The following is a 14913-nucleotide window of genomic DNA, read 5'->3' as shown; positions in this document are numbered from 1 at the left end:
AAGTGCTGATACCATTAAAATAATAAAACCTTAATTTTTTGTGTAATGGTTCCTTTAATGATTTTAGGATAATTTCTTTCTCCACTAAAAACGTCTGCCATGGTTTCACTGAAACGCTGCAAATATTTTTTCAAAAAGTTATTTCGTATGGTCTTTTGTTTATAAATCCATTTAGAAAACCACAATCATTAAATATTACCAATTTAAACGACTCATAATCGGATAATGATCAGAATGTTTGACATCATTATAAGTTTTGAATTGGTGAATTGTAGCTGCATCATCGGCTAAGATAAAATCAATACGCATAGGGTAAATATACCGGAAGGTTTTACCTAGGCCTAAGCCCCGTTCTATAAAAGCGTCTTTTTTATTTTTTGATAACTTTTTGTACACCCATGAATACGAGGTATTATTGAAATCACCACAAATAATTTTTCTGTTTTTCCAATGATATTCGTGTTGTAAGATTCGTTCAGTTTGATTTACTTGTTTTTTAAACCCTATAGATAATCTTTTAAACAGACGTTCGGAATCTTTTTCTCCAAAATTCTCTTCGTTTGGATTAAGTTTTAAAGATTCTAAATGAACATTGTACACTCGTATTGTATCTTTGTTTTTAACAATATCAATAAAAATAGTATTGTTAGCACTATCTTTAAAGTTAAGAGATCCTGAGTTAACAATGGGCAGTTTTGAGTAAATAGCCAAGCCAAATTTGTCGCTTTCAGATTTTGTCTGAATGTATTTGTAAGGAAGTTTAATGTTTAGTAAATCAGAATCATAAAATTCTTGAAGGGCCAAAACATCAGGCCTTTCATTATTGATAAACTCATAAATTTTTTGTTCAGTAGTAATATCGTCCTTCCATTTGTAATAGTTAAACATTTTAACATTGTAACTTATTACTTTTAGATCATCGGTTAGGATCAGTTCTTTGTTGGAAAATTTTAGCAGGGGAGGGGCTAAAAACCACCCCAATAACAATATCAAAGCCGATAATAGTGTGTTTTTATGAAGTTTTATTAGCCAATAAACAAAAAAGCCTAAATTCAGAAATACTAACAATGGAACAAATAAACTAAATACAGTTAGTGCAGGAATTGTTTTTGGTGAAATGTAAGGAAGAAAGTAAGATATCAATAGTGCAGCAGCAACGATTGAATTAATAAAAAAGAGCAGGGCATTAATAACTGAAAATTTTTTCATTTAATTTTTTCCTTGTTTAAACAAAACCTCTTTTTCTTCTTTAGAGAGGGTTTCGTAGCCAGATTTACTTATTTTGTCTAGAATAGCATCAATTTCTTGTTGCGTTACAGATTTTGATTTGGCGGTATAGGTTTTTTTATTACCCGATTTATACACTGTTTTTAATGATGATTTGGTTTTTTTTTGCTTTAATAAATCGCTAAGACCGCTAAAGAGTGTGATTTCTTTATTACTGGTATAATATACGTATATAAAACCAAATAAGGCGCCCCCGATGTGAGCCAAACGTCCTCCGGCATTACCCGTTGGTATTTGAATAATATCAAGCGCAACCCATATACACGCTAGCACCCAAAGTTTAACAAAGCCGATTAAAGGAAATTTTATCTCGTAATTAGGGATATACGTGGCAATACCGATAAAGATTGCAGAAATCCCAGCAGAAGCACCTAATAGAACACTACCATGCGCTACTTTTTGAAATACAGGGAAAAAATTATAGCTTCCCATGAAAATTAAACCACCAAAAAGAGTTCCTAATAAATAAAAGTTAAGGAGTTGTTTTGAGGTGAAATATTGTTTAAATAAATGACCTATAAAATATAAGGCGATTAGATTAAAGAGAATATGGATGAAACCAGCGTGTAAAAAACCATAGGTTATAAGGGTCCAAGGTTTGTTTAAAAACGCATCGAAATCGGCAGGTAATGAGAACCATTCGACTAAAAAGTTAGTCTTTGATTCAAATAAAAAACTGAAGGTATTGACAACAAATACCAGTAAGAAGACCGATAAATTGATGTAAATCAGTTTCTCAACGACACCGGCATATTTAAATCGATGTTTTAATTTTTCTAATATATCCATGGTAAGTAAACAAAATTAATACACGTGTTATAGAACTCTAAATTGGTTTTTTTTCCAATACCAAGCAATGATAAAACCGATAGCAGCACCACCGATATGAGCAAAATGAGCCACATTACCGACTGAATACTTGGTCAACCCGAAAAACAAATCACTTAAAATAATCAAAGGGATAAAATATTTTGCAGCGATCGGTATTGGGAAAAATATCATGGCGAGTTTAGCATTAGGGAAAGCAAGACCAAATCCAACTAAAACACCATAAATCGCACCAGAAGCTCCTACTGCCGGTGTACTATATAAATTACTGAATTCAATTAGGTCATCAACTAAGCCTTTGTAGGGTAATATCGAATTATTATTTGATAAAATTATATTACATTTATTGATAAATTCGGTAGTAGTATCGGCAGTGATATTTAATATGTTATTGATTTCATCTAAGCTGATATTTGCATTTAGTAATTCCTCATGAATACTGTTAAATTGATAATAATTCACAAAAGTGTATATCAATCCAGCCCCAATACCAGCGGTGAAATAAAAGAATATGAATTTATTTTTACCCCAAATACTCTCTAAGGGGGTGCCAAAAGCCCATAAGGCATACATGTTAAATATTAAATGCATTGAACTACCATGCATAAACATATGTGTTAGGTATTGCCAAGCACCAAAACGTTCGTTTTCGGGGAAATGTAGTGCAAATAAATTTGTGAACAAGTTTGTTAAGTCCATTTTTAGGAGCTGTGGAGCAACAAACATGATTATATTTATTATAATTAAATGCTTTATAGCATCAGTTAATCTAGGCATTTTATAAAGTGTTTAATGTATTCTTAACCTTTGTAGGATAAGAATAGTTATAAAATTAAATAATCTTTTTGGGTTGAAAAATTATTTATTTGTTAAAAATAGCATCAATTTCGTGTAAGGATAACGTTTTAAAAATAGGTTTTCCAAATGGTGAAACCGACGGTTCTTTACAAGAAAATAAATCATGTACTAAATTTTCTTGTTCTTTTACTGATAGAATAGTTCCAGTTTTTATAGCTAACGATTTCGCAAATGACTTTGCCATTACATCAAAATGACTAAAGCTCGTGTTTGGAACTTCTAGTTTTATATCATCTAATAGCTCTTCTAAAATCAAGGTAATTTGACTTTCACTTATTGATGTTGGGATACCACTAATAACGATGGTTTCTTCAGTGAATTTATCAAACATAAAGCCGGCACTTTCTAAATCGGATTTTATACCGTGTACCATGTCAATATCGGCAGAAGAAAACGAAATAGATACTGGAAATAATAATTGCTGGCTACTCGCTTCTTTTACAGTAATATTCTCTAAAAATTCTTCATATAAAATTCGTTGATGAGCTAAAGATTGATGTATTAAAACAACTCCAGATTTTATAGAACTTAACAGGTATTTTTTTTGAATTTGAAATGTTTTACTGGTCTCTTTTTCTACATGTACGTCAAAAAGTTGTTCTTGTTTTTGTTGTTCTAATGGCTCAATATTAGTGTATAAGGCGCTCCAACTTCCAGCATCTTTTTTAAAGTTTGCTTGGTATGTTTTGTTAGGAGTGTTACTTGAGGTGTTTGTAGTATTTGTAGTTGTGGAGTCCGAATTAGAAAAAGCTTCGTAATTTCTATTGGTATTGGTTTTAAAAGGATTGAAATTAGGATCTACCGTAATGGGTGGTACCGAGGGAGTTCCTTTTTTACTATAATCGTATGGGGTATCTAAGTTTGCATCTCTGTCAAAATCTAACACAGGTGCCACATTGTATTGCCCGAGACTATGTTTTACCGTAGCTCTTAAAATAGCATATAATGCTTTTTCGTTATCAAATTTTATTTCTGTTTTTGTTGGATGGATATTAATATCAATCGTATTGGGCGGTACCTTTAGATATAAAAAGTAAGATGGGTGAGAACCGTTTTCTAACAAACCTTCAAAAGCATTTATCACGGCGTGATTTAAATAAGAACTTTTTATAAATCGGTCGTTTACGAAAAAGAACTGTTCCCCTCGTTTTTTCTTGGCGAACGCTGGCTTAGCAACAAAACCATTTACGGTAATAATGTCTGTTTGCTCATCAATAGGAACTAGTTTTTCATTCATTTTCGTTCCGAAAACAGTTACTATACGTTTGCGTAAATTACTTTTTTTAAGATGGTACACCTCGTTATTATTATGGTGTAGTAAAAAGGAAATGGCAGGGTGTGCTAGCACAACTCGCTGAAATTCATCAACAATATGACGAGTCTCAATAGTATCAGATTTTAAAAAATTTCTACGGGCAGGAATGTTGTAAAATAAATTTTTAACAGCGATACTCGTTCCTTTTGCCGTTGAAACAGTGTTTTGAGAACTGATGTTGCTTCCTTCAATTTTTATTTGCGTACCTAACTCTTCATTTGCTTGTTTAGTTTTTAGTTCAACATGTGCAATAGCGGCAATTGAGGCTAAAGCTTCACCACGAAACCCTTTCGTGTCTAAGTTAAACAAATCTTGGGCATCCTTTATTTTCGAAGTAGCATGGCGTTCAAAGGACAAACGAGCATCTGTTGGACTCATACCTTTGCCGTCATCTATAACTTGAATAAGTGTTTTACCGGCATCTTTTATGAGTAATTTAATAGAAGTAGCACCTGCATCAATAGCATTTTCTAACAACTCTTTTACAACAGAGGCAGGGCGTTGTACAACTTCGCCTGCTGCAATTTGATTAGCGACATGGTCGGGTAATAACTGTATGATATCAGACATTAATTATTTCTTGGTAAAAAAATCGAGAGATCGAAATCAATTAAAAATAAAAAAATCAACACCAATACGAGAGTAATAATAACAATGGTTCTATTAAGTCCACCGTTCTCAGAAGTTTTGAATTCATTAATAGCAGTGTTAAATCGTCCTTTTAAGCCGTTACTTTTACCCACAGAGGTGCGGAATTCGTCAAATCTGTGTTTGAATTCATACGGGTTGCCTTCACCTTGATAATAGCGAGGCTTATAATCGAATTTTTTATTTTCTTTTTTAATAATTCCCATAAAGTATTGTTTTAAGGTAAATTAGCGCAAAAATCACACCATAATAGCTAAAGTTCCAAAGTTACTGAATTATAGAGAGGTGGTCAAAAAATGTTGATAAAATAGCTCGCAAGAATTAAAACGGCTAATCAATACTAATGAGTGTTAGCCTTTGCTTTTCGCTAGGGTGATTTTTAACCTTATTAGAAGCCTAGTGAATTGGTTTCTCTTTGGTGGTTTTTAATAGCCGCCATTTTAATGGCTGCTACAGCACATTCAATACCTTTATTTCCTAGTTTTCCTCCAGATCTATCTATAGACTGTTGCTTTGTATTGTCAGTGAGCACACAAAAAATAACAGGAACATCATATTTGATATTTAAAGTGGCGATACCCTGCGTAACACCATCACAAACAAAATCGAAATGTTTAGTTTCTCCTTGAATAACATTTCCAATGGCTATGACTGCATCTAATTTTTCAGTTTCGATCATTTTTTTACAGCCGTAAATAAGTTCGAAACTACCAGGGACCTCCCAAGAAACAATGTTTTCCTTTTCAGCACCGCAATCAACGAGTGTGTTAATAGCTCCTGTATGTAAGTTTCCTGTAATCTCTGCATTCCATTCAGAAACAACAATCCCAAATCGAAAAGGTTTCGCATTTGGGATGGTTGCTTTATCATAGTAAGATAAATTTGTTGTAGCCATTTATATAAGTTTCAACGTTTATATTTTATAAGATCAATAGCCTTTTTTAGTTTCTAAGGATCTTATAAATTACTATTGTGCGTATTTAGCACCGTTAATATATTTTTCGATGTCTTTACCTTGTTCCGTTTCAGGATATTTCTCTTTGATGGTAGCGAACAAGTTTTCAGCCTTACTAAACTCTTTTAAATCCATGGCTATCTGTCCTGCCTTAAATAAAAATAAAGGAGAGGTAAATTGATTGTCTTTTTTATGAGCAGCTTTTTCATAATAGTCTAAGGCGTCTTCCGATTGGTTGATATCAGCAAAAGCATCACCTATAGCACCTAAAGCAGTAGGGCCTAACAATTCGTCTTCTGAAGAAAAATCACTTAAATACTCAATAGCCTCTTCGTATTTTTTCATTTTTAAATAAGAAATACCAGCATAATAGTTTGCTAAATTCCCTGCTTTTGTACTGCCAAAAGAATTGGCAATATCTTTAAACCCATACTTACCTTCTCCACCTTCTAAGCCCAACGTATAAAGTGAGTCAGCAGTTTGCCCTGTTGAAGTAATAGCTTGTTCAAAAAATGATCTTGGATAGGCTAATTCATTTGAAGCCTCTTTTTCTGTAGGTTCAACAATAAACTTATTATACGCTAAGTAACCTAAAATCACAACAGCAATACCTACCAATCCATAAAATAATGGCTTGCTATTCTTTTCAATCCATTGCTCTGATTTGTTAGCAGCCTCGTCTAAGTTGTTAAACACTTCTGCAGTAGTACTTTGTGTTTCGTCAAAGTTTTCTTGTGCATCTTGTGTAATCTTTTCTTTCTTAGGTTTATAACCTCTTTTCTTGTATGTAGCCATAATTGCTTAAAAATTGGTGCCGACAAAAATAGTTTTTTTAATTGGATTTTAAAACGGAAATTCGGTAAATTTTCAATAATTTGCGCCAGCTTTTTAGAAACACTTTTTTAAGATGTATTTGCAGAAGATTTCATTAGTGAATTTTAAAAATATTGAAACGCAAACATTTAATTTTCAAAAGAAAATTAATTGCTTTGTAGGAAATAATGGTGTTGGTAAAACCAATGTTTTAGATGCTATATATTATTTGTCTTTTGCGAAAAGTTATTTTAATGCTATTGCTGGGCAAAATATTAGGCATGGAGAAGAATTTTTCATGATTGAAGGAGATTATTTCTTGAACGAAAGGGTAGAAAAAATTGTATGCTCATTAAAAAGAGGGCAAAAAAAAGTACTAAAACGGAACGGAAAGAATTACGATAAATTTTCAGAACATATAGGGCAGTTACCTTTGGTGATTGTTTCTCCTGCCGATAGAGATTTAATTATTGAAGGAAGTGACACGCGGAGGAAATTTATGGATGGTGTTATTTCTCAGCAAGACAAAGAATATCTACATAATTTGATTTCCTATAATAAAGTAGTTACCCAACGTAACGCATTGTTGAAGTTTTTTGCAGCCAATAGAACTTTTGATGCGTTAAACTTAAGAGTTTATGACGAACAGCTAATTCAGTATGGTACTGTTGTTTATTATAAAAGAAAGTTGTTTTTGGAAGAATTTTTACCTATCTTCAAAGCAAAACACGAGATAATTTCTGGAGCTGCTGAACAAGTGAATTTACGCTATAAGAGTCAGTTACACGATGGATCATTAGAACAATTGTTAGTGGAAAACTTGGAAAAAGATAAGATACTACAATATTCATCTGTAGGTATTCATAAAGATGATTTAAGTTTTGAAATTGATGAATACCCGATTAAAAAATTCGGTTCCCAAGGACAGCAAAAGTCATATTTAATTGCATTAAAATTAGCACAGTTTGAGTTTATTAAACAGCAAGCTAACGTAACGCCTATTTTATTATTAGATGATATTTTTGATAAATTAGATGAAAATCGAGTGTCACAAATTATTGATTTAGTAAATAATGATGAATTTGGGCAAATATTTATTACCGATACGCACGTCGATAGAACGGAAGATGTGATAAAAAAAAGTAATAATGAGTATGAAATATTTAAACTATAATAAGCTTAAGAAGTAATGGCGAAACGAATAAATGATAGTTCTTCGATCAAAGATTTAATGAGTAGTTTTATTCAAGAAGGAAACTTAAAAAAGGGTTTTCAAAAAATACATATTGAAGAAGCTTGGGCTAAATTAATGGGAGCAGGAGTTGTTTCCTATACTGATGAAGTCAAGTTGCAAAATGGAACAGTATTTGTTCGCTTGAAATCTTCTGTTTTGCGTGAAGAATTAAGTTATGGAAAAGAAAAAATTATTAGAATGCTAAATGAAGAAATGGGTGAAGAAATAGTCAATCGTTTGATGCTAGTATAACGGAATAAAAATAGCGTTTCAAAATTAGGGTTACCAAGAACCTCCATGAGTTATCGGTTGCTATAAGAGAAAGAAAGGTATATTCTTGTATGAGGTTTAGAACACCAAATCAAGAGGAATGAAGTATGGGGTGTCCCTAAGTAATAGCATAGTATACCTGTATTCAATGAATAAGAACAGAAAAAATACCTCGAAAATAAATAATTCTTATCTTAGCCAATCAAAGCTATGATTTTCAATCTAAATTATATTATCTGATATAAATCGTTTATTAGTGAATTTAAACGAGTGGATTGTTGTGCATCTATTTTGCGAATTTTAGCTTTCCAAGAGATGTACGTAATTGTGTATGTAAAAGTAAAAACTGTAATGATGAAAATAAACCAATTAAAGATAGTGTTGATGTTGTTTTTCTTATCGATTCAAAGTTATGCCCAATCAACTATTGAAGAATTTGTGAAGGTAGGGATTCAGTATCACGATAAAGGTGAATATGATAAGGCCATAAACGCATATAAGAAAGCACTTGATATTAACTCTGAATCTACGCTTGTAAATTATGAAATTTCCCTTAGTTATTATACAAAAGGTAATTATAAGGAGGCAATTAAATATTCTGATGCCGTCCTTAAACAAAGTAAAGATTATACTCTTCAAGCATATATGACGAAAGGCTCAGCGTTAGATATGTTAGGTAAGACAAAGGAATCTGTTGCTTTGTTTGAAAAAGCAATTAAAGACACAGGTGGGCATTACCTACTTTATTATAATTTAGGACTGAATTATTATAAACTAAATGATTTAGAAAATGCTGAAGATCGCTTAATAAATGGAGTAGAACATAATCCAAATCATTCAAGTAGTCATTTACTTTTGGCAAATATTCATAATCAAAAAGGAAATTCGGTTCAGACATTGTTAGCCGTATATTATTTTCTTTTTTTAGAGCCAAACACGAAAAGATCAACAGAAGCTTATGCGATACTGGAGCGAAATTTTAGAGGAAATGTATCCAAAACAAATGAAGCTAATACGATAAATATTACACTAAAACCAAATGATAATAGCCAATTTGGTGCCGTAGAGTTAATGATCTCTATGCTCGAAGCATCAAGGTCACTAGAAGAAAACAAAGGAATGACCGAAGATGAACTTTTTTTAAAAAATACGGAGTCATTCTTTAAAATTTTAGGCGAACTAAAAAATCAAAAAGACGAAGATATTTGGTGGGCTTTCTACACAGCATTCTTCTACGATATAGCAAAAAGCGAACATTTACAAACCTATTGTAAATATATTACACAAAGGGATAATAATAATGCTAAAAATTGGCTCGTTGAAAATGAGGATAAGCTAATTGATTTTGACAAATGGTTAAAAAATAAATAAAACAATATTCAAGAAGTATAACAAACAATAATCAACGTCAGCCTGTGCAAAGTCATTTTTGGATAATGATCAATTAAGAAAAAAATGAATAGAAAATTCTTGGATACGATACTTAAAATTTGCACTAGTTGATGTTAACAACACTAATCAAATATGAGAAAACTGATTTACTTACTGATTGCAACTATAACTTTAGGTTGTAGTGACCAAAAAAAGAACCTACCGAAAGAATTTGATTTTGGAAAAATGGAAAGTGGAGTGTATAAGAATAATTTTTTCCAAATGGAAATTCCTGTTAATCAAAACTGGGTCATTAAAGATAGTCAGCAAATGGACACCCTTGTTGAAGCTTCCAGTGAATTAGTAACAGGAGATGATAAAAATTTAAAAGCTGTTGTTAAAGCATCGAAAGTGAATACAGCCTACTTGTTAACTACTTTTAAATATGAGGTGGGAGCCGCTGTTGAATTTAATCCATCATTCACCGTAGTTGCAGAGAATATTAAACGTTACCCCGGTATTAAAACTGGAAAAGACTATTTGTTTCATTCAAAGAGGTTTTTAGAGCAGTCTCAAATGGCGTATTATTTTGAAAAAAAGGTGTTTGAGCGAAATGTAGGGGAGTCAGTTTTCCATGTCATGGAAGCAAGGCTTGACTATTTGAACAAGACAATAATTCAAGAATATATGTCCACAATTATTAACGGTTTCAGTCTTTCTTTTATAGTATCCTATGTAACAGAAGAAGAGAAAAATGAACTGTATGAAATAATTGAAAAATTAAAAATTAAAAATTAACAGCAAAATGTAGAAATGATATGTTTCTAGATTTTAGGAAAGACTGATTTAATCTTTAAATTGACCAAATAAAAACGATCTGAGAATCGAATGTTACGTATATATGAACTAAGAGTACTAGGAAGAGCTCGAAAACAATAAGGTTATATTATTCTTGATGTATTAATTTATCGACCATATATATTTATTAAGAATGCGTCCTCTAGATAAAAAATAGGTATAATACAATTTACAAATAAATATTTTGCATATCTATTATTTCTTTTGTAGCTATTTTTGCGTTATAAAACTTAACCATAGCTTGGCTATGCTAAAGTTTTATGCCTTAAATTAACTTAAAATAATTCAATACCTATATACGAAATATGTATCTGTAAATCGTATAATTGAGTAATTTCACCTGGAAATCGGTGTAAAACAATAAAAAACTCGTTACAGACCTGTAACGAGTTTTTTATGTATGTTATGAAAGTATTTACTTAAAACATGTCTCTTCCAGAAAAATGGAAAGCACCTTCTATGGCAGCGTTCTCGTCAGAATCTGACCCATGAACTGCATTTTCACCTATAGAAGTAGCGTAAGATTTTCTGATAGTTCCTTCTGCTGCTTCTGCAGGATTAGTAGCACCTATCAATGTTCTAAAATCTTCAACTGCATTATCTTTTTCTAAAATAGCTGCAATAATCGGACCACGTGTCATGAACTCAACGAGCTCTCCGAAAAACGGACGCTCACTGTGAATAGCGTAAAAAGCCTCGGCATCACGTCTAGTCATTTGAGTTTTCTTCATTGCTACAATTCTAAAACCTGCAGCGTTAATTTTTTCTAAAATCGCACCAGTATGTCCGTTTTCAACTGCATCTGGTTTAATCATTGTAAATGTTCTATTTGTCGCCATTTTTTAATCTTCTAAATTTTAAATCGGCGCAAAAATACGTTTTTTAATGTTATGAACAAGTTAAGGATAGATTTGTGTGAATTCTAATAAAAAAAAGATTGTTCGTTTTCCTTAATTTGATAAGAAGCAGCGTGAAAATTAATGAAAGGAGATATCAGTTTTAGAATGTATTCTCTGTGAAAAACAAAATTTGAAAGGTAAAAAGATAAATAAAACATTAATTTGTATCTTCGCGGCTTATGATTTTGAAACAATTTAAAGAGCTACAAGAATATTTATCCGAGCCAAGAAATGTGGTAATAATTGGTCATAGAAACCCTGACGGAGATGCGGTAGGGTCAACTTTAGGATTAAAGCATTACCTAGATATAAAAGGGCATAAGGCGCAAGTATTGATGCCTAATGAATATCCCGATTTTTTACATTGGATTCCCGGTTCGGAAACTGTATACCGTTTTGATCGTCAAAATAACCAATGTGTCAAAGCGTTGAAAAAAACGGATATTATATTTTTACTAGATTTTAATGCATTGCACAGAGTAGGGCTTGACATGCAAAAGACTCTTGAAAATCAGAATCAAGATTTTGTGCTGATCGACCATCATCAACAGCCTGATGATTTTACGTACATGTACTCTGATACAGGGATGTCTTCTACTTGTCAAATGGTGTATAATTTTATAGAGATGATGGGAGACGTTGATCTTATAAATAAAAGCATCGCTACATGTTTATATACAGGAATAATGACAGACACCGGATCGTTCCGTTTTCGATCAACCACGAGCACTACGCACAGAATTATTGCCGACTTAATTGACAAAGGGGCTGAAAATGATAAAATACATAGTAATGTTAGTGATTCGAATTCGTATGGTAGATTATTGTTGTTAGGAAAAGCCTTGAGTAATTTAGTGGTTTTACCAGAATACAAAACGGCTTTTATAACACTTACAGAAGAAGAAAAAAGAACATACGACTATGAAAAAGGAGATACTGAAGGAATCGTAAACTATGCATTGTCATTAAAGGAAATTGTTTTTGGAGTGATCTTTATTGAAGATGAAGAGCAAGGAATTATTAAAATTTCTTTCCGTTCTAAAGGAAAGTTTTCTGTAAACCAATTTGCGCGAAGTTATTTTAATGGTGGTGGTCATGATAATGCAGCAGGAGGTAAAAGTAAAATGAGTTTGGAAGATACAGTAAAAATGTTCAAGGAGTTGTTACCAACATATAAAAACGAATTACTTTCATCGTATGAGGCTTAAAGGAGTGTTTTTTTTAGGAATAGTTTTCTTTCTTTCTTGTAGTGAACCTAAGGCAAGAAGGCCTAAAAAACACGGTGCACAAAATTTTTATAAAGAAGTAATACAGAAAAACAAAAAATTAAATACATTACAAAAACAAAAACTAGAGCTATGGATGGCTAAAGACACCGTTCATAATTTTATTTCGAGTACAAAAGGATATTGGTATTATTATAAAAAAAGAGATACGCTAGAAGTAAACACACCAAAGTTTGAAGATTTGGTAGACATCGAGTATCAGATAACAGACCTTAATGGAAGTATTATATATGAAAAAGAGAGGAAATTATATAAAATAGATAAAGAAGATTTTATTCCTGCTTTACAAGACGGGATTAAGTTGATGAAAAAGGGAGAAACCATTACATTTGTCATTCCGTCTTATAGCGCTTATGGGGTTACAGGTGACGGAAACAAAATTGGAATTAACCAACCTATACAGAGTACAGTAACATTAATAAATATTAAAAACAAGAAGAAACAATGAAAATTACCAGATTTTTGGCAATCGCAGTTTTAGGATTATCGGTTGTATCTTGCAGTAATGGACAATTTAAAACCAAGAGTTCATTAAGTAATCAAGTAGACTCAGTAAGTTATGCTATTGGATTAGATATGGCCACCAAGTTAAAAATGAATTTTGAAGAAGCTGACCGTGACTTATTTGTACAAGGTTTTAAAAATGGGCTTGATTCTACCAATTTATTAGTTGAAAATAAAGAGGTAAGCAATATTATACGTGCCTATTTTCAAAAGAAGCAAGAAGAAAAAATGAAAAAGATGCGAGAAGAGCAGGTACAAAAGGCAGAAAAAGAATTCGGTGACTACAAAAAAGAAAACGAAAAATTCTTAGAAGAAAATAAAGCAAAAAATGGTGTAAAAACCACTGATAGTGGATTGCAATATATTGTTTTAAAACAAGGAAAAGGAGATAACCCAACAGCAAGTTCAAGAGTGAAGGTTCATTATACAGGGTCTTTGATTGATGGTACTGTATTTGAAAGCTCTCTTGATAAGAAGGAAGCAATTGAGTTTGGAGTAGGACAGGTAATTAAAGGTTGGACTGAAGGTCTTAAGTTAATGCAACCAGGTGCAAAATATAAATTTTTTATTCCACAAGAAATGGCATATGGTGCAACGCCAAGACCAGGAGGGAAAATAAAGCCTTTTGCAACATTGATTTTTGAAGTTGAATTATTAGAGATCAAATAAAGAACAAATTAAAAATAGGTTAGTAAATTTACTAACCTATTTTTTTGGGTATTTTAAGTTAATCAAATATTGTAAAATGAAAATAATAAAAATAGTAGCGCTTATTACGTTAATTTTATCCGCTTGTAAATCTGTTAAATATCCCAATTTAGATAATGGATTATACGCGGATATTCAAACAAACAGAGGAGATGTATTAGTGAAACTTCATGCAGCTGAAGTTCCGCTAACTGTTGCTAATTTTGTGTCATTAGCAGAAGGAAATAACCCAAAAATGGTTGATTCTTTAAAAGGAAAACCGTATTTCGATGGAATTAAATTTCATAGAGTGATAAAAAATTTTATGATACAAGGAGGTGATGTTACTGGAACAGGAAAAGGAAATGCAGGCTATCAGTTTGCGGATGAATTTCCTATGAATGAAAAAGGAGAATTGATTTATAAACATGACCAACCAGGAATGTTGTCTATGGCAAATTCAGGTAAAAACACCAATTCTAGTCAGTTTTTCATCACCCATAAAGCAACTCCATGGCTCGATGGTAAGCACACTATATTTGGAGAGGTTAAGCAAGGTCAAGTAGTTGTGGATACCATTCAAAAGAATGATTATATTGATCATGTTGAAATTATCAGAGTAGGTAAAGACGCAAAAGGATTTAATGCTCCTGTGGTATTCGAAAATGAATTGGCGAACGTAGAGCAGAAGGAAGAAGATAGAAGAAAGAAAATCGAAGAAATTAAAAAGAAATTTTTAGAAGAGAAAGGAATTGACAAAGCGGTGATAACGGATTCTGGTCTGAAAATTTTATCTTTACAAAAGGGCAATGGTAAAAAAGTGAACCCTGCAATTGCTACTACGGCTCACTATACATTGTATTTAGCAGATGGGAAAAAAATTGACTCTAGTATAGATAAAGGCCAACCCTTAGTGTTTACAATAAACGAAATGAGTTTAATAGCTGGATGGAAAGAAGGTGTTAAGACGATGCGAGAAGGTGAGAAATCTAGGTTTTTTATTCCGTATTATTTAGGATATGGAGATAGAGCTTTTGGGCCAATTCCACCAAAATCAGACTTAGTTTTTGAAGTTGAAGTTTTAAAAGTAGGTAAATAAA

The 14913-nt window shown here is 32.1% G+C and carries 16 protein-coding genes; 8 read left to right on the top strand and 8 right to left on the bottom strand.

All coding sequences use genetic code 11. The features are described from left to right. Positions 1-195: 195 nt before the first annotated feature. The 7 genes from AC2TDS_RS06180 to AC2TDS_RS06150 all read right to left on the bottom strand — a co-directional run bounded on the left by AC2TDS_RS06180 (position 196) and on the right by AC2TDS_RS06150 (position 6686). Positions 196-1209: an endonuclease/exonuclease/phosphatase family protein gene (locus AC2TDS_RS06180; protein WP_484738245.1), complete on the bottom strand. Its 1014-nt coding sequence runs from the start codon at positions 1207-1209 to the stop codon at positions 196-198. Continuing rightward, positions 1210-2076 carry a rhomboid family intramembrane serine protease gene (locus AC2TDS_RS06175; protein ID WP_484738244.1) on the bottom strand — a complete coding sequence of 289 codons (867 nt, stop codon included), beginning with the start codon at positions 2074-2076 and terminating at the stop codon, positions 1210-1212. It lies immediately after the preceding gene. Positions 2077-2103: 27 nt separating this feature from the next. Then, positions 2104-2892 carry a rhomboid family intramembrane serine protease gene (locus tag AC2TDS_RS06170; protein WP_484738243.1) on the bottom strand — a complete coding sequence of 263 codons (789 nt, stop codon included), beginning with the start codon at positions 2890-2892 and terminating at the stop codon, positions 2104-2106. An 85-nt stretch (positions 2893-2977) separates the two neighbouring features. Continuing rightward, the gene (mutL, locus tag AC2TDS_RS06165) at positions 2978-4858 is read right to left on the bottom strand and encodes a DNA mismatch repair endonuclease MutL (protein WP_484738242.1); all 1881 of its coding nucleotides are present in this window, start codon (positions 4856-4858) and stop codon (positions 2978-2980) included. Continuing rightward, a complete protein-coding gene (locus AC2TDS_RS06160; protein ID WP_484738241.1) occupies positions 4858-5142 on the bottom strand; it encodes a riboflavin synthase subunit beta in 285 nt (94 codons plus the stop codon). The genes mutL and AC2TDS_RS06160 overlap by 1 nt, the downstream gene beginning before the upstream one ends. A 182-nt stretch (positions 5143-5324) precedes the next feature. Next, entirely contained in the window at positions 5325-5831 is a 507-nt protein-coding gene (ribH, locus tag AC2TDS_RS06155; RefSeq protein WP_484738240.1) for a 6,7-dimethyl-8-ribityllumazine synthase, read from the bottom strand. A 72-nt stretch (positions 5832-5903) separates the two neighbouring features. After that, positions 5904-6686 (bottom strand): tetratricopeptide repeat protein, encoded by a 783-nt coding sequence (locus tag AC2TDS_RS06150; protein WP_484738239.1) that lies wholly within the window; start codon positions 6684-6686, stop codon positions 5904-5906. Between the two features lie 112 nt (positions 6687-6798). On the opposite strand from AC2TDS_RS06150, the gene recF reads away from it, so the two are divergent. From recF to AC2TDS_RS06130, 4 genes are all read left to right on the top strand, one after another. Next, a complete protein-coding gene (gene recF / locus AC2TDS_RS06145) occupies positions 6799-7878 on the top strand; it encodes a DNA replication/repair protein RecF (RefSeq protein ID WP_484738238.1) in 1080 nt (359 codons plus the stop codon). A 15-nt stretch (positions 7879-7893) separates the two neighbouring features. Continuing rightward, on the top strand, positions 7894-8190 hold the full coding sequence (locus tag AC2TDS_RS06140; RefSeq protein WP_484738237.1) for a DciA family protein: 297 nt from the start codon (positions 7894-7896) through the stop codon (positions 8188-8190). Between the two features lie 369 nt (positions 8191-8559). Further along, positions 8560-9579 carry a tetratricopeptide repeat protein gene (locus AC2TDS_RS06135; RefSeq protein WP_484738236.1) on the top strand — a complete coding sequence of 340 codons (1020 nt, stop codon included), beginning with the start codon at positions 8560-8562 and terminating at the stop codon, positions 9577-9579. 153 nt (positions 9580-9732) lie between these two features. Continuing rightward, positions 9733-10377, top strand: a complete 645-nt coding sequence (locus AC2TDS_RS06130) for a hypothetical protein (RefSeq protein ID WP_484738235.1) — start codon at positions 9733-9735, stop codon at positions 10375-10377. 479 nt (positions 10378-10856) lie between these two features. Here the strand turns inward: AC2TDS_RS06130 and AC2TDS_RS06125 are convergent, their stop codons facing one another. After that, positions 10857-11276, bottom strand: coding sequence for a nucleoside-diphosphate kinase (locus AC2TDS_RS06125; protein ID WP_484738234.1), 420 nt, complete (start codon positions 11274-11276; stop codon positions 10857-10859). A gap of 239 nt (positions 11277-11515) precedes the next feature. Between AC2TDS_RS06125 and AC2TDS_RS06120 the strand changes: the two genes are divergently transcribed. From AC2TDS_RS06120 to AC2TDS_RS06105, 4 genes are all read left to right on the top strand, one after another. Next, positions 11516-12544 (top strand): DHH family phosphoesterase, encoded by a 1029-nt coding sequence (locus AC2TDS_RS06120; RefSeq protein WP_484738233.1) that lies wholly within the window; start codon positions 11516-11518, stop codon positions 12542-12544. Next, complete coding sequence (gene gldI, locus AC2TDS_RS06115; RefSeq protein WP_484738232.1) at positions 12534-13070, top strand: gliding motility-associated peptidyl-prolyl isomerase GldI; 537 nt, start codon at positions 12534-12536, stop codon at positions 13068-13070. The genes AC2TDS_RS06120 and gldI overlap by 11 nt, the downstream gene beginning before the upstream one ends. After that, complete coding sequence (locus tag AC2TDS_RS06110) at positions 13067-13795, top strand: FKBP-type peptidyl-prolyl cis-trans isomerase (RefSeq protein WP_484738231.1); 729 nt, start codon at positions 13067-13069, stop codon at positions 13793-13795. Before gldI ends, AC2TDS_RS06110 begins: the two co-directional genes overlap by 4 nt. A 76-nt stretch (positions 13796-13871) precedes the next feature. Beyond that, positions 13872-14912, top strand: a complete 1041-nt coding sequence (locus AC2TDS_RS06105; protein WP_484738230.1) for a peptidylprolyl isomerase — start codon at positions 13872-13874, stop codon at positions 14910-14912. Position 14913 lies beyond the last annotated feature (1 nt).

The sequence above is a fragment of the Tenacibaculum profundicola genome, assembly GCF_057220795.1.
This window is presented reverse-complemented; position numbering and strand designations above follow the sequence as displayed.

Bases quoted from the DNA above. Each gene is read 5' to 3' on its own strand.
- AC2TDS_RS06180 (WP_484738245.1), bottom strand. From the start codon at position 1,209: ATGAAAAAATTTTCAGTTATTAATGCCCTGCTCTTTTTTATTAATTCA.
- AC2TDS_RS06175 (WP_484738244.1), bottom strand. From the start codon at position 2,076: ATGGATATATTAGAAAAATTAAAACATCGATTTAAATATGCCGGTGTC.
- AC2TDS_RS06170 (WP_484738243.1), bottom strand. From the start codon at position 2,892: ATGCCTAGATTAACTGATGCTATAAAGCATTTAATTATAATAAATATA.
- mutL (WP_484738242.1), bottom strand. From the start codon at position 4,858: ATGTCTGATATCATACAGTTATTACCCGACCATGTCGCTAATCAAATT.
- AC2TDS_RS06160 (WP_484738241.1), bottom strand. From the start codon at position 5,142: ATGGGAATTATTAAAAAAGAAAATAAAAAATTCGATTATAAGCCTCGC.
- ribH (WP_484738240.1), bottom strand. From the start codon at position 5,831: ATGGCTACAACAAATTTATCTTACTATGATAAAGCAACCATCCCAAAT.
- AC2TDS_RS06150 (WP_484738239.1), bottom strand. From the start codon at position 6,686: ATGGCTACATACAAGAAAAGAGGTTATAAACCTAAGAAAGAAAAGATT.
- recF (WP_484738238.1), top strand. From the start codon at position 6,799: ATGTATTTGCAGAAGATTTCATTAGTGAATTTTAAAAATATTGAAACG.
- AC2TDS_RS06140 (WP_484738237.1), top strand. From the start codon at position 7,894: ATGGCGAAACGAATAAATGATAGTTCTTCGATCAAAGATTTAATGAGT.
- AC2TDS_RS06135 (WP_484738236.1), top strand. From the start codon at position 8,560: ATGATGAAAATAAACCAATTAAAGATAGTGTTGATGTTGTTTTTCTTA.
- AC2TDS_RS06130 (WP_484738235.1), top strand. From the start codon at position 9,733: ATGAGAAAACTGATTTACTTACTGATTGCAACTATAACTTTAGGTTGT.
- AC2TDS_RS06125 (WP_484738234.1), bottom strand. From the start codon at position 11,276: ATGGCGACAAATAGAACATTTACAATGATTAAACCAGATGCAGTTGAA.
- AC2TDS_RS06120 (WP_484738233.1), top strand. From the start codon at position 11,516: ATGATTTTGAAACAATTTAAAGAGCTACAAGAATATTTATCCGAGCCA.
- gldI (WP_484738232.1), top strand. From the start codon at position 12,534: ATGAGGCTTAAAGGAGTGTTTTTTTTAGGAATAGTTTTCTTTCTTTCT.
- AC2TDS_RS06110 (WP_484738231.1), top strand. From the start codon at position 13,067: ATGAAAATTACCAGATTTTTGGCAATCGCAGTTTTAGGATTATCGGTT.
- AC2TDS_RS06105 (WP_484738230.1), top strand. From the start codon at position 13,872: ATGAAAATAATAAAAATAGTAGCGCTTATTACGTTAATTTTATCCGCT.